This window comes from Stenotrophomonas acidaminiphila (genome assembly GCF_001431595.1).
In the GTDB taxonomy this organism is placed as follows: domain Bacteria; phylum Pseudomonadota; class Gammaproteobacteria; order Xanthomonadales; family Xanthomonadaceae; genus Stenotrophomonas; species Stenotrophomonas acidaminiphila.
Genome location: NZ_LDJO01000021.1, coordinates 1 through 22364, shown reverse-complemented (window position 1 = coordinate 22364; position 22364 = coordinate 1). Strand labels below are relative to the sequence as shown.

The 22364-nt window shown below is 69.1% G+C and carries 14 protein-coding genes; 12 read left to right on the top strand and 2 right to left on the bottom strand.

From position 1 onward, the window contains the following. Window positions 1–4: 4 nt before the first annotated feature. The gene (locus tag ABB33_RS06275) at window positions 5–1300 is read right to left on the bottom strand and encodes an NAD(P)/FAD-dependent oxidoreductase (RefSeq protein WP_054661524.1); all 1296 of its coding nucleotides are present in this window, start codon (window positions 1298–1300) and stop codon (window positions 5–7) included. Between the two features lie 121 nt (window positions 1301–1421). Between ABB33_RS06275 and ABB33_RS06270 the strand changes: the two genes are divergently transcribed. Continuing rightward, on the top strand, window positions 1422–2198 hold the full coding sequence (locus ABB33_RS06270; protein WP_056931533.1) for an NYN domain-containing protein: 777 nt from the start codon (window positions 1422–1424) through the stop codon (window positions 2196–2198). 79 nt (window positions 2199–2277) lie between these two features. Continuing rightward, the gene (locus ABB33_RS06265) at window positions 2278–2898 is read left to right on the top strand and encodes a glutathione S-transferase family protein (RefSeq protein ID WP_056931532.1); all 621 of its coding nucleotides are present in this window, start codon (window positions 2278–2280) and stop codon (window positions 2896–2898) included. A 193-nt stretch (window positions 2899–3091) separates the two neighbouring features. Here the strand turns inward: ABB33_RS06265 and ABB33_RS06260 are convergent, their stop codons facing one another. After that, window positions 3092–6226: a TonB-dependent receptor gene (locus ABB33_RS06260; protein ID WP_056931531.1), complete on the bottom strand. Its 3135-nt coding sequence runs from the start codon at window positions 6224–6226 to the stop codon at window positions 3092–3094. Between the two features lie 756 nt (window positions 6227–6982). Between ABB33_RS06260 and ABB33_RS06255 the strand changes: the two genes are divergently transcribed. The 10 genes from ABB33_RS06255 (at window position 6983) to ABB33_RS06210 (ending at window position 22307) form a co-directional block, all read left to right on the top strand. Then, window positions 6983–9433 carry a GH92 family glycosyl hydrolase gene (locus tag ABB33_RS06255; protein ID WP_056931530.1) on the top strand — a complete coding sequence of 817 codons (2451 nt, stop codon included), beginning with the start codon at window positions 6983–6985 and terminating at the stop codon, window positions 9431–9433. Between the two features lie 127 nt (window positions 9434–9560). Continuing rightward, the gene (locus ABB33_RS06250; RefSeq protein ID WP_054661539.1) at window positions 9561–10622 is read left to right on the top strand and encodes a LacI family DNA-binding transcriptional regulator; all 1062 of its coding nucleotides are present in this window, start codon (window positions 9561–9563) and stop codon (window positions 10620–10622) included. A gap of 31 nt (window positions 10623–10653) precedes the next feature. Beyond that, window positions 10654–11961 (top strand): L-fucose:H+ symporter permease, encoded by a 1308-nt coding sequence (fucP, locus tag ABB33_RS06245; RefSeq protein WP_056931529.1) that lies wholly within the window; start codon window positions 10654–10656, stop codon window positions 11959–11961. A 6-nt stretch (window positions 11962–11967) separates the two neighbouring features. Further along, on the top strand, window positions 11968–12963 hold the full coding sequence (locus tag ABB33_RS06240; protein WP_056931528.1) for a carbohydrate kinase family protein: 996 nt from the start codon (window positions 11968–11970) through the stop codon (window positions 12961–12963). Further along, window positions 12960–14237 (top strand): AGE family epimerase/isomerase, encoded by a 1278-nt coding sequence (locus tag ABB33_RS06235; protein ID WP_056931527.1) that lies wholly within the window; start codon window positions 12960–12962, stop codon window positions 14235–14237. The genes ABB33_RS06240 and ABB33_RS06235 overlap by 4 nt, the downstream gene beginning before the upstream one ends. Before the next feature lie 68 nt (window positions 14238–14305). Beyond that, entirely contained in the window at window positions 14306–16990 is a 2685-nt protein-coding gene (locus tag ABB33_RS06230; protein WP_056931526.1) for a beta-mannosidase, read from the top strand. Then, window positions 16990–18426, top strand: coding sequence for a glycoside hydrolase family 47 protein (locus ABB33_RS06225; RefSeq protein ID WP_056931525.1), 1437 nt, complete (start codon window positions 16990–16992; stop codon window positions 18424–18426). The genes ABB33_RS06230 and ABB33_RS06225 overlap by 1 nt, the downstream gene beginning before the upstream one ends. A 142-nt stretch (window positions 18427–18568) precedes the next feature. After that, window positions 18569–19750, top strand: a complete 1182-nt coding sequence (locus ABB33_RS06220; protein WP_056931524.1) for a serine hydrolase domain-containing protein — start codon at window positions 18569–18571, stop codon at window positions 19748–19750. A gap of 62 nt (window positions 19751–19812) precedes the next feature. Further along, window positions 19813–20466 carry a response regulator gene (locus ABB33_RS06215; protein ID WP_056931523.1) on the top strand — a complete coding sequence of 218 codons (654 nt, stop codon included), beginning with the start codon at window positions 19813–19815 and terminating at the stop codon, window positions 20464–20466. A gap of 65 nt (window positions 20467–20531) precedes the next feature. Then, complete coding sequence (locus tag ABB33_RS06210; RefSeq protein ID WP_161809410.1) at window positions 20532–22307, top strand: sensor histidine kinase; 1776 nt, start codon at window positions 20532–20534, stop codon at window positions 22305–22307. Window positions 22308–22364 lie beyond the last annotated feature (57 nt).

The window sequence follows — 22364 nt, the reverse complement described above, 5'->3', positions numbered from 1 at the left end:
CCGGTCAGTCTGCCGGCGGCCGCGTGGGCGGATCGGCCTCGGCATCGGCGTCGCCGAAGATGATGCGCGCGCCGCGCTGGTAGCTCCAGTACGCCACCGCCCAGTTGAGCAGCACCACCAGCCGGTTGCGGAAGCCGATCAGGAAGAACACGTGCGCTGCCAGCCAGAACCACCAGGCGAGCAGGCCGGACAGCTTGAGCCGGCCCATGTGCACGATGGCGGCCATGCGCCCGATGGTGGCTAGGTTGCCCTGGTCGCGATAGCGGAACGGCGGCGGCGCGGCGCGCTGCTGCAGCCGCGCATGGATGGCGGCGGCAACGTACTTGCCCATCTGCTTCGCGGCCGGGGCCACGCCCGGCACCGGCCGGCCATCGGCCTGGGCCAGCGCGGCCAGGTCGCCGGCGACGAAGATCTCCGGGTGGCCGGGGACGGTGAGATCGGGTTGCACCTGCACCCGGCCGGCCCGGTCCAGCGGCGTGTCCAGCGTCCGCGCCAGCGGCGAAGCGGCGACACCGGCGGCCCAGACCACGGTGCGGGCGGCGATGAAGTCCCCGCCCAGGCGGAAGCCCTGCGCATCGATGGCGGTCACCGGGGTGCCGGTATGCACCTCCACCCCGAGCCGCTCCAGTTGCCGGCGTGCCTTCAGCGACAGCACTTCCGGAAAGCTGGACAACACCCGCGGCCCGGCCTCGACCAGGCGCACTTTCGCCGACGCCGGATCGATATGGCGGAATTCGTTGCGCAGGGTGTGGCGCGCGATCTCGGCCAGGGTGCCGGCCAGCTCGACGCCGGTGGGGCCGCCGCCGACGATGGCGAAACTCAGCCATGCCGCCTTCCTGGCCGGGTCCGCTTCGGCCTCGGCCTTCTCGAAGGCCAGCAGCAGCCGCCGCCGCAGCGCCAGCGCATCGTCCAGCGTCTTCAGCCCGGGCGCGTCAGCCGCCCATTGGTCGTTGCCGAAATAGGCGTGGGTGGCGCCGCTGGCCACCAGCAGCAGGTCGTAGTCCAGGGTGCCGCCATCACGCAGCCGCACCTGGCGGTGCTGCTTGTCGATCGCCTCCACTTCGCCCAGCCGGACTTCGACGTTGCGCTGGCGGCCGAGGATGTGGCGCAGCGGCGCGGCGATGTCCGGGGCCGACAGGCCGGCGGTCGCCACCTGGTACAGCAGCGGCTGGAACAGGTGGTGGTTGCGGCGGTCGATCAGGGTGATGCGCAGGTTCGCGCCGGCGAGGGCGCGGGTGGCCCAGAGGCCGGCGAAGCCGCCGCCGATGATCAACAGGCGGGGAGGGCGGTCATGGGGCATGCGGTACTCCGGGGGAAGGCCGTGCAGGGCGTGACAACCGGCCACCATTTTCGCACGGGGTGCGCAGGCGCATGTCGATGATCGATACTGGGACCCAGCCGACCGCCATGGAGAGACCGCCGTGTCCGATTCCGAGAAGCGCATCGCCCTGCTGATCGACGCCGACAACGCGCCCGCGGCGAAGATCGACGAAGTGCTGTCCGAGGTGGCGCGCTTCGGCGTGGCCAACGTGCGCCGCGCCTACGGCAACTGGAAGAGCCCGCGCCTGAAGGGCTGGGAGTCGGTGCTGCACGAGTACGCGATCCGGCCGATCCAGCAGTTCGCCTATTCCAAGGGCAAGAACGCGTCGGACATGGCGATGGTGATCGATGCGATGGACCTGCTCTACGCCCGCAACCTGGATGGCTTTGCCATCGTCTCCAGCGATGCCGACTTCACCCCGCTGGTGATGCGCCTGCTGACTGACGGGGTGAAGGTGTACGGCTTCGGCGAGAAGAAGACGCCCGATCCCTTCGTCAACGCCTGCTCGCAGTTCACCTACCTGGAAGTGCTGGGGCAGTCGCACCCGGGCACGCCGGAAGTCGGCCCGGACGTGGGCGAGGAGGCGCGTCCGCGCAAGAGCGGCGCCGAACTGCGTGGCGACACGCGGCTGGTGAAGATGCTGCGTCGCGCGGTGAGTGCGGCCGAGGGCGAGGACGGCTGGGCGCACCTGGGGCCGGTGGGCAGCCAGATCGGCAACCAGGCCTCGTTCGACCCGCGCAACTACGGGTACGGCAAGCTATCCGACCTGCTCGCCGCGATCGGCCTGTTCGAGCTGAAGAAGGACGGCAAGTCGTCCTACGTGCGCGCGCTGCCGCGCAAGGCCGCGCCCAAGGCCGGCAAGCCGGGCGCGGCGTGACGGCGCACCGCTGCGGACGCCGTCATGACGTGGGCCGGCGTATCGTGCGCGGCTGGCATCGCCCACCACGGGAACCGCAATGTTGAAGATCTGGGGACGTCGCAATTCCAGCAACGTGCGCAAGGTGTTGTGGTGCGCCGAGGAGATCGGCCTGCCCTACGAATCGATCGAGGTCGGCGGCGCGTTCGGCGGTACGCAGACGCCCGAGTACCGGCAGATGAATCCCAACGGGCTGGTGCCGGTGATCGAGGATCATGGCCTGCCGGTTTGGGAGTCCAACGCCATCGTCCGTTACCTGTCGGCGCGCTATGCGCTGGGCACGCTGTATCCGGAAGATCCGGCGTTGCGCGCGCAGAGCGAGAAGTGGATGGACTGGACCATCTCCAGCTTCGCTGTGGCCTTCCGCGACCTGTTCTGGGGCGTGGTGCGCACCGCGCCGGCCGACCGCGACGCGGCGCGCATCGACGCTGCGCTGGTGCGTTGTGGCGAGCTGCTGGCACTGGCCGACGCCGAGCTGGCGCGGCAGTCGTGGTTGTCCGGGGACACGTTCGCGATGGGCGACATCCCGCTCGGCGCGTTCGCCTATGCCTGGTTCGAGATGCCGGTCCAGCGCCCGGAGCTGCCGCACCTGGCCGGCTGGTATGCACGGCTGCAACAGCGCCCGGCGTACCGCAGCGCGGTGATGACGCCGCTGACCTGAGAATTGCCGGATTACCGTAGACGCGCGGCAGGCCCCGCATCCACGCAGGTAGTCCGTAGGTACGTGGCTTGCCCCGCACGGGGCGTTTGCGGTGAAGCCCATGCGGGGCGAGCCGCGCATCTGCAAACGCTACAAACGACGACAGCCGCCTGTACCAGCGCGGCTGTTGTCGTGGGTGTCCGGAAGGCAGGGATCAGAACTTCCAGGTCAGGCCCAGATACAGCTGGCGACCGCTGTAGCCATTGGAGTAGAAGCGGGCCTTGGTGTCATTGCCCAGGTGCGCGCGCTGCTCGGACTTGGTGGCGTTCAGTACGGAGGCGGTCAGCGTCAGATCCTCGCGGATGTTGAAAGCCGTGTTGAGGTCCAACTGATCGTACGGCTCGGTATAGATATTGAAGCCGTTGCTCAGGTCGCCGACCACCTCGCCACGACGGTTGTACGAGGCGCGTGCCAGGAAGCGGGCATTCTCGTAGAACACGGTGAAGTTGGCCTGGTTCCTGGCGCTGCCGACCAGCGGCGAGGCGCCGATGCTCTCGCCGTTGATCTCGACCGAGGCCATGTTGGTGTCGTTGTAGGTGTAGTTGGCCTGGAAGCCCAGGCCGAAGTCGAAGGTGTACTGGCCATACAGCTCCACACCCTGCGACACCGCGTCACGACCATTGGCATCGGTCTTGTAGTTCTGCACCGTGACCATCTGCCCGCCGACGTTCATCTGCATGTCGCGTTCGACGCCGATGGTGAAGTTCTTCACGTCCTTGCGGAACAGGCCGATGCCGGCCACCGCGCCGGGCTTGAAGTACCACTCCAGGCTCAGGTCGTACTGGGTGGCCTCGAACGGATCCAGGCCCTTGTTGCTGCCGGAACCGTACCAGCCGGGATTGACCGCGCCGCCGGCAACGACACGGTCGTTGCTGTATTCCTGGCTGTAGTAGCTCAGACCACCCGGATAGGCGATGCTGGTGTAACGCGGGCGAGCGATGACCTTGGATGCCGCTCCACGCAACACCAGACTCTCGGTGATGTCCCAGGCGATGTTGAAGCTCGGCAGGATGTCGGTATAGGTCTTGTCCAGCGCCGCAAGCTCGTAGGTCTTTTCGCGGGCCATGGCGTCGGGCAGGCGCACGAAGCCGCTTTCGCAGCCATAGCCGGTGTTCGAGCCGAGCAGCGCCGCGGCGGCGGGATCCGTACAGGCCATGGGATTGCCGGCGGCGTTGTCGGCGAAGTAGTCGATGAAGCGCTCGACCGAATCGCTCGATTCCGCATGCTGCCTGGTGCGTGCCACGCGCACGCCGATGTTGCCGCGCAGGCGCTCGGTGCGGAAGTTGGCCTGGAAATAACCGGAGTAGACCTTCTCGCCGACGTTGTAGACGAAATCGTCTTCACGGCGGTTCTGTGCCGGGCCGTAGGTGTTGTTGAGGTAGTCGATATAGGCCGGGTAGTTGATACCCGGGAACAGGTTGGCGTTGAAGCCACCGGCGATGTTACCCAGTGGTTGCGACAGGAAGAAGCCCGGCTGCGCGATGCCCGCGGTGGAATCACAGCCTGCCTGGTAGCGCTTGCTGTAATCGCCAGGGTCCGCACCCTGGCACACCCAGTAGGTATTGCCGGTGTTGCGGTGCACGTCGGTGTCGTTGTACTTGGCGCCGAACTGTATCGAGTCCAGGACGCCGGCTTCGAACAGCTTGGTGAAATCGGCCTGGAAGTGGTTCTGCTCGATGCTGGTCTGCATCCACGACGAGTCGGTCGAGCCTGTGTCGATCTCGGCGACACCGGACATCAGCTTCTGCTGCAGATCGGGCGAGAAGGTCGCGGTCGGCGTTCCGGTGAGATCCCACGCGCTGTACAGATTGCCGGCTTCCCAACTGTTGCCGACTTTGCGGCGCGGCTTGGCTGACATGCGGAAGCTCATCGACGGGCCGCCCTCGGACCAGGTGCGGCCGCCGGCGAAGCTGGCCTTCCACAGCGGGCTGATATCCCAGTCCACGCTCAGGTCGGCAGTCTGCGACAAGGCCTTCTCGCGGCTGTAGGTGCCGGTCAGCTGCGGGGTGGGGATGGTGCAGTCATCCGGTCCCCAGCCACCGCCTGGCAGGCCCGCGGCGGCGGCGGCGTCCTCGCTGCAGATGTAGGTCTTGCCGGCGAGCTTTTCGTACTCGGCGCCAGTGACGATGGTGCCGCTCGGGTCCATGGTGAAACCGTTGAGCAGGCGGCCGCCTTCCCAGTTGCCGTCACCGGCCACGCGCGCCAGGTTCCACTCCGGAATCTTGAGCATGTTCTGGGTGTAGTTGCCCTGCAGCTCGAAGCGGAAGTAGTTCGCGGTCATGGTGACGTTGTCGACCGGCTTGAACTGGAAGGTCAGCTGGCCACCGGTGCGTTCGCGCTTCTCGTCCTTCACCGCGAAGTTGACCGAGGTCGGCATCGAGAAACCGGAGTAGTGGCGGCCGTTCTGGTCATAGATGCCGGAGCGGCCCCAGAACTGCGACACATCCTTCATCGGGTTGCCATGCGCGTCGACAGGCGGGTTGCGGGTAGTGCCTGCCTCGTTCCAGACATAGTCATGGCTGATGTTGCCGTTGGCATCGAGGCGATCGCTGTACCACTGCCAGTCCTCGGTGGTGACATCCATGCCGCGGTTGGTGCGGTTCTGCCTGGTGGCACCGACCAGCAACCCGAAGCGCTCGTCCTTGCTGTGCCAGGAGTACAGCGCCGAGGCCTGCGGGTCGACACCGCTGCTGGTGTCCGAAGAGGTGCCTTCGATGCTGGCGAAGCCGGTGTTGGATTCCATGTCCAGCGGGCGACGGGTACGCAGGATCACCGTGCCGCCGATGCCGCCTTCGTCCAGGCGTGCCTCCGGCGTTTTGTACAGCTCGGCGGCCGACAGCATGTTGGACGGCAGAAGGGTGTAGTTGAAGGAGCGCGAGGCTTCGTTGTTGGTTTCCGAGCTGGCGACGTAGTTGCCGTTCAGTTGCGTCAGGGTCAGGTCGGCGGCCAGGCCGCGCACGCTGACGTTCTTACCTTCGCCGCCGCTGCGGGTGATGATCACGCCCGGCACGCGCTGCAGCGCGTCGGCCACGTTCTTGTCGGGGAACTTGCCGACGTCCTCGGCGGTGATGACTTCGACCACCGCGTTGGCATCGCGCTTCTGCTGCAGGCTCTTCTCGATGGCGTAGCGGTAACCGGTGACGGTGACCGCATCCAGCGTGGTGGCATCGGGCGTTGGCGTGGCCGCCTGTTGGGCGATGGCGCTGACCGGCAGCACGGCGGTGGCCAGTGCGACGGCGATGGCCCCGGACAGCGAGCTCCGGGCGTGCATGCGTGACTTCTGTTTCATTCCACTCTCTCCCTCTCCTGGATTTGAATTCGCTACGGGTACGAAAGGACTTGAATCGATCTAAGTTCTGAAGCCGGACATCCCCGGGAGTCCGGGGGCGTTTCGTGCATGGATCGAGCGACGGACCCGGTCCGTTTTCCCCTTGTCGCAGGCAATCGCCAGTCGATCTCTATTTGGATCGATCTAAACAAATGACGCGGTTTTTTTAGCACAGCGCCACCCGTGGTGCATGTTGCTGCGCAATAAGTCGCGCTCCGGCCCGAGCCGGCCTGGCACGGCCCCGGCCTTGAAAGTAGGGGTGTCCTGCCTGGGAAATCTGCTGCCCATGGCACGGGTGTGGACACGCCGGCGGCCGTGGCGCATCGGAGGCGCGCGCCCCGGCCGGGCTGTCTGCGGGTGCGCCGATGGTGCGCCGCAGAATGCAGTCCGGCGAATGACCGTGGTTTACTTGAATCGATCTAAATTCAACGTATGTTCCGTTTGGAACGATGGAAGGTCTCGTGATCGCCGGCTGCGGGCAGTCTCCGCAGGCGCCGGGCAGCGGGATCGAAGAGGAGGACGCCATGACCGAATCGAATCGCCCGTTTGTCCCGGCCTGGCCGTCATCCCCGGCGCGCTGGACCGCGCCTCGTCCTGCCGCTTTCTGATCCCGGCCCTCTCCCCCCCATCCCGCATGGGATGGGCCGGGTATCACCGGTCCGGCTTCGGCCGGACCCCCTTTCCCACGCACCGACATCGACCCTGAGGAACCACTGCATGCGCCGATCGCCGTCCCCCGCCGCCCGTCCGGGTTCCGCCGCCGGGCTTGCCTGCCTGCTGGCGCTGGCCTTCGTCCCGTCGTTGCCGGCCGCGCCGCTCGCGCTGGAGCGCGAGGTCAACACCTTCATCGGCAGCAAGGACGACGGCAATACCTTCCCGGGCGCGTCGGCACCGTTCGGCCTGATCCAGGTCAGCCCGATCGGCAGCCATTACGCCGGTTGGCGCTACGACGACGAGAAGATCCGCGGGTTCGGCCATTCGTTCCTCTCCGGCGCCGGTTGCTGGGAGCAGGGCGGCCAGGTATCGGTGCTGCCGGTGACCGGCCGCATCGGCCCGGGAGGGGATTTCGACACCGCCGACGCCAAGGCGTTCGACCACACGCGCTACGCCTCGGCCTACAGCCATGACGGCGAGGTGGGGCAGGCCGGTTACTACCGGGTGCGGCTGACCGGCTACGGCGGCATCGACGTGGAAGCCACCGCGCGCACCCGCGCCGCGAGCGAACGCTATACCTTCACCACCGGCGCCGAGGGCCACGTACTGGTCAACGTGGGCCAGGCCAACGAACGGCATTCGGTGATCGGCAGCGTCATCGACGTGGTCGGCGACCGCGCCGTGGAAGGCAAGCTGGTGACCCGGAGTTTCTGCGGCGGGCACCAGTACACCACCTGGTTCCGCATCGAGTTCGACCGCCCGTTCAAGGCACACGGCACCTGGGGCGAACAGGGCGGCCTGCCCGGCGCGCGCCACAGCATGGAGGGCGAGCTCAAACCCAATGGTGCGTGGCTGAGCTTCGACCTGGCCGACGGCCGTGCCGTCACCGCGACCAGCGCGATCTCGCACGTCGATGCCGAGGGCGCGCGCACCAACCTGCGCGCCGATGGCATGCAGGACGGTCGCCTGCTCGGCTTCGACCGCATGCGCGCGCTGTCGCAGCAGGGCTGGCGTGAACAACTGGACGCGGTGCGCGTGCAGGGCGGCAGCCGCGATGACCGCACGGTGCTCTACACCGCGCTGTACCACGCGCTGCTGCAGCCGATGACCGGCAGCGACGCCGATGGCCGCTACCGCGGCTACGACGACGCGATCCACCGTGCCGACGGCTGGACCTACTACGAGTACTTCTCGTTGTGGGATACCTACCGCGCGCAGAACCAGTGGCTGGCGTTGACCCGGCCCGAGGTCGCGCGCGACATCGGCCGCAGCCTGCTGGCGATCGACGCGCAGGGCGGCTGGTTGCCGCGCTGGGGTTACGCCAGCTTCGAGACCAACATCATGACCGGCGACCCGGTCACGCCGTTCATGGTGGACCTGTGGCGCTTCGGCGCGCTGGCGGGCCGCGAGGCCGAAGCCTGGGCCGCGCTGCGCCGCAATGCGTTCGGCATGCCGCCGCTGAACTCACGCGCGGCCGGCCGCTCCGGCAACGCCAGCTACCTGCGCGACGGCTATGTCGCCTATGACCGCGCGTTCCCGTCCAAGGGCATGGACGTGGACCCGCACCACGGCGGTTCGGCCACGCTGGAATACGCCCTGGCCGACTGCGCGTTGTCGCAGATGGCCGACGGCCTGGGCCATGCCGACGACGCGGCGGCGCTGCGCGAGCGCGGCCGCAACTGGCACAAGGTGTGGGACCCGCAGGTGCGCGACGCCGAGACCGGCTTCAGCGGCTTCCCGCGTCCGCGCGACGAGAACGGCGCGTGGTACACGCCGGCCGATGGCCACTACAGCCCGCGTTCGCAGCATGGCTTCCACGAAGGCACCGCCTGGCAGTACCAGTGGCTGGTGCAGCAGGACGTGCCGGGACTGGTGGCGGCGATGCATGGCCGCGAGCAGGCCGGGCGCCGCCTGGATGCGTTCTTCGCCTACGACGCGCTGGTGCAGGCGCCGCTGACCGCCGCGCGCAAGGAATGGGTGGTCGGCCCGTACAGCTACTACAACCAGTACCGCTACAACCCGAACAACGAGCCGGACCTGCATTCGCCGTGGATGTACACGCTGATCGGCCAGCCGTGGAAGACCGCCACCGTGGTGCGCGCCGCGCAGCAGCTGTTCACCAACGCCCCCAACGGCGTCACCGGCAACGACGACCTGGGCACGATGTCGGCGTGGTACCTGTTCAGCGCGCTGGGCCTGTACCCGGCGGTGCCGGGCAGCGGCCAGTTCCTGCTGCACGCGCCGCGTTTTTCCAGCGCCGAGATCGCGCTGGGCAACGGCCGCACCCTGCGTCTTCAGGCACCGGGTGCCGACGGACGCCGGCTGCAGTACATCCAGGGCGTGCAGATCGACGGCGCGCCGCAGCATGCGGTGTGGCTGGACTGGGCGCGGCTGCGCGCGGGCGGCACGATCCGCTACACGCTGGCCGCGCAGGCGCCCGAGCAGGGCTGGGGCACGGACGTGGCGGACCTGCCGGTGTCCTGGTGCGCCACCCCGGGCAGCGCGATGCAATGAACCGGCGCCTTGCGGACGATGCAGCGACGGCCTGGGCGATGCGCCGCGCCACGGGGGCTGATCCCGGTTCCCACTTCGTCATTGGCCGCTTTTAAGCTGTGACGTTCATGCCCACCTGCGAGCGACGATGAGCAACGACACCTCCACCGCCGGAAAATCCACGCGCCGGACCGGCAAGCGCGCGGTCACCGTGACCGACATTGCCCAGGCCGTGGGCGTGTCGCGCGCGACCGTGTCGCTGGTGCTGCGCGGCAGCCCGCTGGTCAACGTCGATACCCGCGCCCGGGTCGAGGCCGAGCTGCGCCGCCAGCGCTACGTGTACAACCGCACCGCCGCCAACCTGCGGCGACGCACCTCGTCGTCGATCGCGCTGGTGATCAACGACCTGTCCAACCCGTTCTTCGCCGAGTTCGCATCCGGCGTGGACGAGGCGCTGGGCGGCAAGGGCTACGTGACCCTGCTCGGCAGCACCGGCGAGTCGCCGGAGCGGCAGCAGGCGGTGCTGAGCACGCTGATGGAGCACACCCCGACCGGCTTCATCCTGTCGCCGGCCGAAGGCAGCGACGCCGCGCAGCTGCGCCAGGTGCTCGGCACGCACGCCAACGTGCTGCTGTTCAACCGCGAACTGCCCGGCGCCGACTGGGACTTCCTGACCATGGACAACCAGCAGGGCGCCTACCTGGCCACCCGCCACCTGATCGAACGCGGCCATCGCGACATCGCCTTCTTCGGCGGCCACGCCGCGTCCAGCTCGTGCCACCAGCGCCGCGCCGGTTACCAGCAGGCGCTGGCCGAAGCGGGCCTGCAGGCGCGCCCGCAGTGGATGATCGAGTCGGCGCCCAACCGCCTGGAGGCGGCCGCGCGCACCGGCGAACTGTTCGCCGACGGCCAGCGTCCCAGCGCCGCGGTCTGCTACAACGACACCGTCGCGCTGGGCCTGATGCTGGGCCTGACCTCGCGTGGCATCCGCCCTGGCGGCGATTTCGCCGTTACCGGCTTCGATGACATTTCCGAGGCCGCGGTGGCGGTGCCGCCACTGACCACGCTGATCGCCGACCCGCGCGAGCGCGGACGCCAGGCCGCCGCGCTGCTGCTGCAGCGGCTGGACGATCCCGACGCGCCGCCGATGCGCACGGTCGCGCCGGTGCAGCTGCGCATCCGCGAAAGCAGCGCCGCGCGCCCCACCTGATTCCTTCCGACACCGCACCCCGAGGCGCGCCATGCCGATCCCGTCCACGCCCCTGTCAACGCCCGCGACCTCCAGCACGGTGGTCACGCCCCGGGTCGCGCTGGCGGTCGCCACCACGCTGTTCTTCATGTGGGGCTTCCTGACCAGCCTCAACGACGTGCTGATCCCGCACCTGAAGGCGGTGTTCGAGCTGAACTACACGCGGGCGATGCTGGTGCAGTTCACCTTCTTCGGCGCGTACTTCCTGATGTCGCTGCCGGCCGGCCGGCTGGTCGCGCACCTGGGTTACAAGAAGGGCATCATCGCCGGGCTGCTGATCGCCGCCGTCGGCGCGCTGGGCTTCTGGCCGTCGGCGGCACTGCGCACCTATGAGGCATTCCTGGCCTCGCTGTTCGTGCTGGCCACCGGCATCACCGTGCTGCAGGTCGCGGCCAACCCGTACGTGGCCCTGCTGGGACCGGAACAGACCGCGTCCAGCCGGCTGACCCTGGCGCAGGCGCTGAACTCGCTGGGTACCACCCTGGCACCCTTGTTCGGCGGGTTCCTTATCCTCAGCACCACGGTCATGAGCGGCGAGCAGATCCAGGCGCTGCCGGTGGCCGAGCAGGTCGCCTACCGCGCGGCCGAAGCGCAGTCGGTGCAGGGGCCGTACCTGGGCCTGGCGATCGCACTGGCGTTGCTGGCGGTGTTCGTGTGCCTGTTCCGCCTGCCGAGCCTGGCCGAGGCCACCGAAAAGGCCGACAGCGCCCAGCACACCCTGCTGGACGCACTGAAGCACCCGCACGTGCTGTTCGGGGTGCTGGCAATCTTCTTCTATGTCGGCGCCGAGGTGTCCATCGGCAGCCTGATGGTGAATTACCTGGCGCTGCCGGAAACCGGCGGCATGAGCGAACAGCGCGCCACGCAGTACGTGTCCGCGTACTGGGGCTGCGCGATGGTCGGGCGCTTCGCCGGCTCCTGGCTGCTGGCGCAGTACCCGCCGCGGCGCCTGCTGGCCGGCTTCGCACTGGCCAACGTGGTGCTGCTGGGGGTGATCCTGGCCGCCAGCGGCGAGGTCGCGGTATACGGCATCGTCGCAACGGGGCTGTTCAACTCGATCATGTTCCCGACCATCTTCTCGCTGGCCATCGAGCGCCTGGGCCCGCTGACCAACAAGGCGTCGAGCCTGCTGATCATGGCCATCGTCGGCGGCGCGGTGATCCCGCTGCTGCAGGGCATGCTGGCCGACCGCATCGGCCTGCACCTGAGCTTCGTGCTGCCGGTGGCGTGCTACCTCTACATCATTTTCTACGGCCTGGTCGGTTCGCGACCGCAGGCCGCCAGCGGCCAGGGAGGCTGAGGCCAGATGGGCAAGATCGTTTGTTTCGGTGAAATTTTGATCGATCTACTGGCGCAGCCGCCGGCCACGCCGGAAACCCCGCGTGCCTTCCTGCAGTACGCCGGCGGGGCGCCGGCCAACGTCGCGGTGGCGGCGGCGCGGCTGGGCGCACGCAGTTATTTTGCCGGCATGCTCGGCCGCGACATGTTCGGCGACTTCCTTGCCGAGAGCCTGGCCGAGGCCGGCGTGCTCACCGACTGCATCGTGCGCACCGATGCGGCCAAGACCGCGCTGGCCTTCGTCGCGCTGGATGCGGACGGCGAACGCAGCTTCAGCTTCTACCGCCCACCGGCCGCAGACCTGCTGTTCCGCGCCGGGCATTTCCATCCGGCCTGCTTCGACGGCACCGGCTGCTTCCACGTCTGTTCCAACAGCCTGACCGAAGCAGACATCGCCGCGGCCACCTTCGCCGGCATGGACCGCGCGCGGGCCGCGGGCGCGGTGGTCAGCCTCGACCTCAACCTGCGTCCGGCGCTGTGGCCGGCCGAGGTCGATCCGACCCCGTGGCTGTGGCAGGCGCTGGAGCGCGCGGACCTGGTCAAGCTCTCGCGCGAGGAACTGGACTACCTGGCGGCCCCGTTCGGCGAGGACGGCGAGGCGCGTGTGCTGCGCCGGCTGCTCGGCGCGCAGGCGCGTTGGGTGATCGTCACCGACGGCGCCGCGCCGCTGCGCTGGTTGACCCGCGAGGCCCAGGGCCAGGTGTCCAGCTTCCGCGTGCCCGTCGTGGACACCACCGCGGCCGGCGACGCCTTCGTCGGCGGCGTGCTGTACGGCCTGGCCGAGCGCGGCGGCACCGGCGCCGCGTTCGACGCGTTCTGCCGCGACCACGACGCGATCACCGCCACCCTGCGTTTCGCCGCCGCGGTCGGCGCGCTGGCGGTCACCCGCAAAGGCGCCTTCGCCGCCATGCCCGAACTCGAAGAAGTGCAGCAGCTGCTGCAGCAACAGGACGCCATCGCATGAATACTCCCGCCCCCGATTTCCGCTCCCCGGCCTTCCTGCGCGCGCACATCGCCGACACCATGGCCTTCTACCACCCGCGCTGCATCGATCCGGCGGGCGGCTTCTTCCATTACTTCAAGGACGACGGCACGGTCTACGACGCCAGCCACCGCCACCTGGTGAGCAGTACCCGCTTCGTCTTCAACTACGCCATGGCCTACCGCGAGTTCGGCAATCCCGACTACCTGGCCGCGGTCGAGCACGGCGTCCGCTATCTGCGCGAGGTCCACCGCAACCCGGTCACCGGCGGCTACGCCTGGACCCTGCGCGATGGCACGGTCGAGGACGACATGAACCACTGCTACGGCGTGGCCTTCGTGCTGTTGGCCTACAGCTGCGCGCTCAAGGCCGGCATCGAGCAGGGCCGCGCGTGGATGGACGAAACCTGGCAGCTGCTGGAAAAGCACTTCTGGGAGCCGCGCCACGGCCTGTACCGCGACGAGGCCGACGCGCACTGGAACTTCACCGGCTACCGTGGCCAGAACGCCAACATGCACATGTGCGAGGCGATGCTGGCCGCGTTCGAGGCCAGTGGCGAGCGCCGCTACCTGGAACGCGCGCTGCAGCTGGCCGATGCCATGACCCGCCGCCAGGCGGCCAAGGCCGGCGGACTGGTGTGGGAGCACTACGACGTCGACTGGAACGTCGACTGGACCTACCACCTCGACAACCCCAGGCACCTGTTCCGGCCGTGGGGCTTCCAGCCCGGGCACCAGACCGAGTGGGCCAAGCTGCTGCTGATCCTGGACCGGCACGTCGACGCCGACTGGCTGCTGCCGACCGCACGCCATCTGTTCGACAGCGCCGTCACCCGTTCGTGGGACGCCACGCGTGGCGGCCTGTACTACGGCTTCGCACCGGCAGGGCTGCAGCAGGCGCTGAACGAAGCGAAAGCACCGAGCAGTCCGGCCCTGGATGGCCGGGCTTTTGCGGAGGAAACCGCGGATATCTGCGACGACGACAAGTACTTCTGGGTGCAGGCCGAATCGCTGGCGGCCGCGGCGCTGCTGGCCGGGCGCACCGGCGACGATGCCTACTGGCAGTGGTACGAGCGGCTGTGGGCATACGCCTGGCAGCACATGGTCGATCACCGCTACGGCGCCTGGTTCCGCATTCTCGATGCCGACAACCGCAGGTACGACGACGAGAAGAGCCCGGCGGGCAAGACCGATTACCACACCATGGGCGCCTGCCACGAAGTGCTGAACGTGGTGCGGGCAGGTCAGCCGGGCTGAGGCCCGGCGACAGCGGCGACGACAGCGGGAGAGCAATCATGCGGCAGGCGATAGCCTATTTTGGATCGATGCAAATCCGTGTGGCGGGCCACTGTCGCGCGTTGCTGCTGTATGCGCTGTGCGCGCTCGCCGGCACTGCCGCGGCGGCGCCGCTGCAGGCGCAGTGGAGCTTTCGGCTGCTGCCGGGTGATCCGCAGCTGCAGGCGCACCCCGGCCTCGACACCTGGCGCCCGGCACGGGTGCCGGGCAGCGTGCATGACGACCTGTACGCCGCCGGCGTGATCGGCGACCCCTACGTCGGTGCGGCCGAGGCCGGCCTGCAATGGATCGGGCTGGCCACCTGGGAGTACCGGGCGCGCTTCGACGTGGATGCGGCCACGCTGTCGCGCCGCCATGCCGAACTGCGTTTCGACGGCCTGGACACGTTTGCCGAGGTCAGCCTCAACGGCCAGCCGTTGCTGAAGGCCGACAACGCGCACCGCACATGGCGCGCGCGCGTCGACGGCCGCCTGCGTGCGGACGGCAACGAGCTGCGGGTCGTGTTCCGCTCGCCGATCCGCACCCTGTTGCCGCAGGTGCAGGCGATGCCGCACAGGATCGCCGGCAACTACCCTTCGCCCTACGGCGACGAACCGGCCGACGCGATGGTCGGTAATTTCGTGCGCAAGCCGGCCTACCACTTCGGCTGGGACTGGGGCCCGCGCTACGTCACCGCCGGCGTCTGGCGCCAGGTGCATCTGGATGGCTGGGACCTGCAGCGCATCACCGACCTGGCGGTGCGCATCGACGCGCTGGACGCGCAGCGCGCACGCCTGGGCGTGCTGCTGCAGGTGCAGCGCGGTGAAACCGCAGGCATGGCAGCGGTCGCGGTCGACGTGCTCGATCCGGAAGGGCGCAGGGTTGCCCGGCTCGAACGCGATGTGCGCCTGCAGCCCGGTGACAATGCGCTGCAGCTGCCGCTGGAGATCGCGCAGCCGCGGCGCTGGTGGCCGGTGGGCCATGGCGCGCAGGACCGCTACACCGTGCGGGCGCGCCTGGATGGCGGCGGCGACCCGGCGCGCGAGACGACGCTGCGCACCGGCCTGCGCACGGTCGAGCTGCGCCGCGAGCAGGACGCCGATGGCGGCCAGGGCTTCGCCTTCGTCATCAACGGCGTACCGGTGTTCGCCAAGGGCGCCAACGTCATCCCGTTCGAATCGTTCCCGGCGCGGGTGACGCGCGAACGCCTGCGCCGCGACCTGCAGGCCGCGCGCGATGCCAACATGAACATGCTGCGCAACTGGGGCGGCGGCTATTACGAGAGCGACGACTTCTTCGACATCGCCGACGAACTGGGCCTGCTGGTGTGGCAGGACTTCATGTTCGGCGGTGGCATGCAGCCCGGCTACGACCCGGCGTTCCGCGCCAGCGTGGTGGCCGAGGCCCGCGACAACATCCGCCGCCTGCGCCACCACCCCAGCATCGTGCTGTGGTGCGGCAACAACGAGGAAGAAACCGCGTGGAAGGACTGGGGACATGGCAGGCAGTTGAAGGACGCCGACCCCGCGTTCGCCGCCCGGGTGTGGCAGGGCTACGTGGACCTTTTCGGAACCGACCTGCGCGCGGTGGTGGCCGAGGAAGGCCTGGGCGTGCCGTACTGGTCCAGCTCGCCGAGCAACGACCTCGATGCCCGGGCCAATGACTCCACCCGCGGCGACAAGCACTACTGGCAGGTGTGGGGCAATCCGGCGCTGCCGGTCACCGCCTACCTGGGCGAGACCCCGCGCTTCATGTCCGAGTACGGCCTGCAGGCGTGGCCGCAGTTGTCCACGGTGGATGCGTTCGCCACGCGCGACGAGCAGCGCATCGACGGGCCGGTGATCCGCGCCCACCAGAAATTCATGGCCGGCAACGGCAACGCGCGTCTGCTGCACTACATCGAGCGCGAGTACGGCACGCCGGCCACGTTCGCCGATTTCGTCTACCTGAGCCAGGTGATGCAGGCCGAGGGCATCGCACTGGCCGCGCTGCACCACCGCGCCTCGCGCCCCTACACGATGGGTTCGCTGTACTGGCAGCTCAACGACGTGTGGCCGGGCGCATCGTGGTCGAGCCTGGACTACTACGGCCACTGGAAGGCGCTGCACTACCACGCGCGGCGCTTCTTCGCCGACGTCGCGGTGGCGGCGCTGCGCGACGACGACGGGGTCACCCGCTTCAGCCTGCTCAACGATGGCGCACGACCACTCACCGCGCAGTGGCGTGTGCGGGTCATGGACGTGGACGGCCACGAATTCGCCCGCCAGCAGGAAACCATCACCCTGGCGCCGATGGCCGCGACCGCCGTGGCACGGCTGGTCGATGCCGACCTGCTCAAGGGTCACGACCCGGCGCGCAGCGTGGCGGTGTTCGAACTGCTGCGCGACGGCCAGGTGGTCGCGCGCCGGCTGGTGCATTTCGTGCCGGCCCGGGAACAGGCGCTCGGCGCCGGTCAGCTGCATGCCGAACTGCGCGCCGAGGGCGACGGCTACCGCCTGCGGCTGCACGCCGACGGCCTTGTGCGCGCGGTGTGGGTCGATTTCGGCGACACCGGCGCCCGCGTGGAGGACAACGCCTTCGACCTGCTGCCCGGCGAAACCCGCGAGCTGCGCGTGGACGCCAACGCCCGTCTCGATGCGCTGCGTGCCGCGCTGCGCATGCGCACCCTGGGCGACACCCTGCACCCCGCTTCCGCTCCCCCGCACGACCCCGCTTCCACCCCGAGGACCCGATGATGAACCGAGCCCTGCGCAATGCCCCCCTGGCCGCGGCCCTGCTGCTGGCGCTGTCCGCCTGCACGCCGTCGCCGCCCGCTTCCACCGCCGCACCCGGCGACGCCGCCCCTGCCGCAGGCCCGGCCGCGGCCGCCGATGTGCCGGCGGTCGACGACGCCGAGGCCGCGCGCATGGCCGAGCAGGTGCGCGAGGCCACCCGCCATGCATGGCAGGGCTACATGCAGTACGCCAGGGGCCACGATGACCTGAAGCCGATCAGTGGCCAGCCGCGCGACTGGTACCCGGTGCCGCTGCTGATGTCGCCGGTCGACGCGCTGGACACGCTGCTGCTGCTGGGCCTGGACAAGGAGGCCAACGAAGCGCGCGAGCTGATCGTCGGCCAGCTCTCGTTCGACCAGGACATCGAAGTGCAGAACTTCGAAGTCACCATCCGCCTGCTTGGTGGCCTGCTGTCGGCCTACCAGATGACCGACGACCCGCGCCTGCTCGCGCTGGCCGACGACCTTGGCACGCGCCTGTCGCCGGTCTTCGACAGCCCCACCGGCCTGCCGTATACCCATGTCAACCTGCGCACCGGCAAGACCCGCGGCACGATCAGCAACCCGGCCGAGACCGGCACCCTGCTGCTGGAGTTCGGCACCCTGGCCAGGCTCACCGGCAAGCAGGCGTACTACGACAAGGCCAAGCGCGCGCTGGTGGAGACCTACAAGCGCCGTTCGAAGATCGGCCTGGTCGGCCTGAACATCAACGTCGAGACCGGCGAGTGGACCAACAAGGATGCCTCCATCGCCGGTGGCATCGATTCGTACTACGAGTACCTGCTCAAGTGCTGGAAGCTGTTCGGCGACGAGGACTGCCGGCGCATGTGGGAGGACAGCATCGGCCCGCTCAACCAGTACCTGGCCGACGACGTGCGCGGAGGCGAACTGTGGTACGGCCATGCCGACATGGACAGCGGTGCGCGCACGTCCACCACCTATGGCGCGCTGGATGCGTTCATGCCCGGGCTGCTGGCGCTGGGTGGCGACCTGGAGCGCGCCAGGCGCCTGCAGGAGTCCAACCTGAAGATGTGGCGGCTGCATGGCATCGAGCCGGAATCGCTGGACTACGCGGCGATGCAGGTGCGCTCGCCCGGGTATGCGCTGCGCCCGGAAATCGTCGAATCGGCCTACTACCTGCACCATTACACCGGCGATGCGCGCTACCGTGGCATGGGCAAGGAGTTCTTCGACGACTTCGTGAAATACACCCGCACCGAACACGGCTTCTCGGCGCTGAAGGACGTGCGCAGCAAGGAGAAGGACGACTCGATGGAGAGCTTCCTGTTCGCCGAGACCTTCAAGTACTACTACCTGCTGTTCGCGCCGGCCACCGCGCTGGACTTCGATGGCGTGGTGTTCAACACCGAAGCGCATCCGCTGCGCCGCACCTGGTGAACGCGCCGGCCCCTCTCCCGTCGCGGGGAGGGGCCCGGTGCGGTCGCGTCGATTTAAACCCTGCGGCTCCTGCCCGGCATCCAACCTCCAGTCGCGCGCCCATGGGCGCGCATCCGCGCTACCCGACCCTGGAGAACATTCGATGCCGACCCCGATCCGCCGGCTGTTGCTGCTGGCGTTGCTTGCCCTGCTGGCCGGCGTGCCGGCCACCGCCGCTTCCCTGACCGATGCCAATGCCGCCGCCCGCGACTTCGTCCGTGCGACGATGAAGGCGCGGGGCATACCGGGCCTGCAGGTCGCGGTGGTCCGCGATGGTCGCGTGGTGCTTTCGGAAAGCCACGGCCTGGCCAATGTCGAGAACCGCGTGCCGGTCGAACCGACGACCCTGTTCCCGATCAACTCCGCGACCAAGGCCTTCACCGGCGTGGCGGTGATGCAGCTGGTGCAGGCCGGGCGCGTCGACCTGGAGGCGCCGATCTCGACCTACCTGGCGGACCTGCCGCCGGCATGGCGTGCCATCCGCGTGCGCCAGCTGCTCGCGCATACCTCCGGTCTTCCGGACATCGTCGATGCGCAGGGGCTGGTCGGCGCGGGCCCGGAACCGGCCGCATGGCAGGCGGTGGCGGCGATGCCGCTGCAGGCCGCGGCGGGCGAGCGCTTCGCCTACAACCAGACCAACTACGGGCTGCTGGCGCGGATCGTCGAAGCGCAGGGCGCGATGCCATACGCGGCGTTCGTCGCCGAACACCAGTTCGCGCCGCTGCGGATGCGCCGTTCGCGCTTCGGCGACAGCTACGACCTGGTCGCTGGCGCGGCTACCGTGTACAGCTTCCTGCCGCGCCGGAGCGATGCGCCGGGCATGCCCGCGCGGCTGTCGCACTGGTTCTATGACGTGCCGCACGGGCTGTGGGCGGGCGGCGGGATCCAGACCACCGCCGACGAACTGGCGCAGTGGCTGGTCGCGCTGATGCAGGGGCGGCTGCTCGATGCGGACGTACGCGAACGTATGTGGGTGCCGGAGCGATTGAACGATGGCAGCGTGGGCGAATGGGCTGCGGGCTGGCCCGTGGCCGGCACCGCCCCGCATCGCGAAGTGACCAGCATGGGTGGCGCCCGCGCGGCCTTCCGCATCTATCCCGACGACGGCCTGGCGGTGGTCGTGCTGACCAACCTGGTCGGTGCCGACCCGCAGGACTTCATTGCCGGGATCGCCGGGTTCTATCGCCCGGCGCCGGCCGGTGGGCCCGCACCGAACGGCGATGACCCGCGCGTCGCCATCCGGTGCGCGGCATCGGCCTGCCATGCGCCAGCGGTGAGGAAGTGAGAGAGTCCCGGGGCAGGCGCTAGACTGCAGCTGCCTAGAGGAACACTGAGGAGCAGGTGCCGATGCAGTTGTCTTCCATCCTGATCGTTGACGACATGCAGGCCTCGCTCGCGAGGCTGGAGCGGCTGCTGCGCGAAGTGGTGCCGGGCCCGCAGGCGCACGTCTGCGCCGCGGCCGACCTGGCCGGCGCGCGCGACCTGCTGCTGGCCGGTCCATTCGACCTGGCGCTGGTGGACATGCAGCTGCCCGACGGCACCGGTATCGAGCTGATCCACTGGATGCGCGCGCACGTGCCTGCGGTGCAGGCGGTGGTCGTGTCAGCGTTCGCCGAGGAGGAAGCGATCTTCTCGGCGTTGCGTGCCGGCGCGGTCGGCTACCTGCTCAAGGACCGCGATGATGTCGAGCTGGTCGTCGCCCTGCGCAGCCTGCAACGCGGCGGTGCCCCGATCGACCCGATGATCGCCCGGCGCATCCTTGCCCTGCTGCCGGAGGAAGCGACGCCGGTGCCGGCGCCGCCGGAGGTCAACCTCTCCGAGCGCGAGCGCGGCATCCTCGGCATGGTGGCGCAGGGCTACGGCAACCGCGAGATCGCCGAGCTGCTCGGGCTCTCCCGGCTCACCGTGGAAGCGCACACGCGCAACATCTACCGCAAGCTGGCCGTGGGTTCGCGCACGGCGGCGGTGTTCGAGGCACGCGTACTCGGGTTGTTGCCGTGAGGCGCTGGCACTGGGTGCTCCTGCTGCTCTGCATGGTGGCGGGTGCGGCCCGGGCGGAACCGGTCATGCGCATCGTCCACGCCGAGGCCGTGCGCGCCGGCTGGGATTCGGTGCGGCCGCCCGAACAGGGCTGGGTACCGGTGACGCTGGCGGACCAGTGGCAGACCCGCTGGGCCGGGCACGATGGCGTGGTCTGGTACCGGCTGCGCTGGCAGCAGGCCGATGCCGGAGAACCGACCGGCCTGCTGCTCGACTACACCTGCATGGCGGCCGCGGTCTACCTCAACGGCAGCCTGATCGACCGCGATCCGTCGCTGGTCGAGCCGCTGTCGCGCAGCTGGCACATACCGCGCTACTTCCTGCTGCAGGCACCGCTGCTCGAGCCGGGCGAGAACGAACTGCTGGTGCGCGTGTCGGGCCTGGCCGCCTACCAGCCGTCATTCGGGGTGGTGGACGTGGGCGACCCGCAGGTGCTGCAGGCACGGTATCGCCAGGAGGTGCTGGTCCGCCACGACCTGCAGGTGCTCGACAGCGCCATCGGCTTCGTGCTGGCGGCGATGATCGGTCTGTTCTGGCTGCTGCGCCGGCAGGAGACGATGTATGGCTGGTACGCGCTGAGCGCGGTGTTCGGGCGCCTGTACGACACCAATTTCTTCGCCGCCAGCCCGTGGCCGTTCCCCAGCACCGATGGCTGGCAGGCCTTCATCGGCGGTTGCTACGTGATGGCGGCCGCGGCGCACACGGTGTTCCTGCTGCGCTTCAGCCAACGGCGCTGGCCGCGCTTCGAGCGCCTGCTGCTGGGCATTGCGGTGGCGCTGATGGCGGCGGCGCTGCTGTGGCCGCAGTGGATGGGACCGTACCGCAACGTCTATCTGGTGCCGGTCATCGCGTTCCTGTACCTGGTGTCGTTCGTGTTCATGGGCTACGCCCTGCGCAGCGACCGCCGCGACTGCCAGGTGCTGGCCCTGTGCATCATCCTGCCCGTGGCGGTTTCGCTGCACGACCTGGGTGTGTACATGGGCTGGTACGGCGGCGTCAGTTACCTCGGCTCGTTCACTTCGCCGCTGATGCTGCTGGGCATGGGCTTCGTGCTGGCCTACCGCTTCGCCAACACCATGAAGCGGGTGGAAGGCTTCAACGCCGAGCTGAGCCGCGAGGTGCGGCAGGCCACCGGCCAGTTGGCCGAGACCCTGCGGCAGCAGCATGCGCTGGAACTGGCGCACAGCCGCGCCGGTGAACGGCTGCAGCTGGTGCGCGACCTGCACGACGGTTTCGGCGGCACCCTGGTCGGCGCGATCGCGCGGGTCGAGCAGGCGCCGGACGACATGCCGCGGCGGGAGATCGCCGGACTGCTGAAGGAAATGCGCGACGACCTGCGCCTGGTGATCGACAGCACGGCGCGCGAGCATGCGGACCTGGCCGAACTGCTCGTGCCGCTGCGGCACCGCTCCAGCCAGCTGCTCGATGCCGCCGGCATCGACGCCCATTGGCACCTGGAGGGCGTGGGCGGCGTCGAACTGGGCGCGGCCCGCAGCCTGGACCTGCTGCGCCTGCTGCAGGAAGCGCTGACCAACGTGTTCAAGCACAGCCGCGCGCAGCGCGTGGACATCCATGTACGCCGGCATGGCGACCGTCTGCGCCTGCAGGTGGACGACGACGGCGTGGGCCCGCCTGCCGCGGGTACCGCATCGACCGGGGGCGGTGGTGCCGGCTTCGCCAGCATGCGCATGCGCGCGCAGCGGCTGGGGGGCGAACTGAGCGTGTCCGCACGCAGCGACCCGCAAGGTACCCGGTGGACCGGCCAGAGTTCCGTAGACACTCAGTCGCCGCTCTGCGCGTAGCGCCTCTCAAACTCTACCGGTGACAGTCCGCCAGCGGAACCATGTCGGCGGATGGGG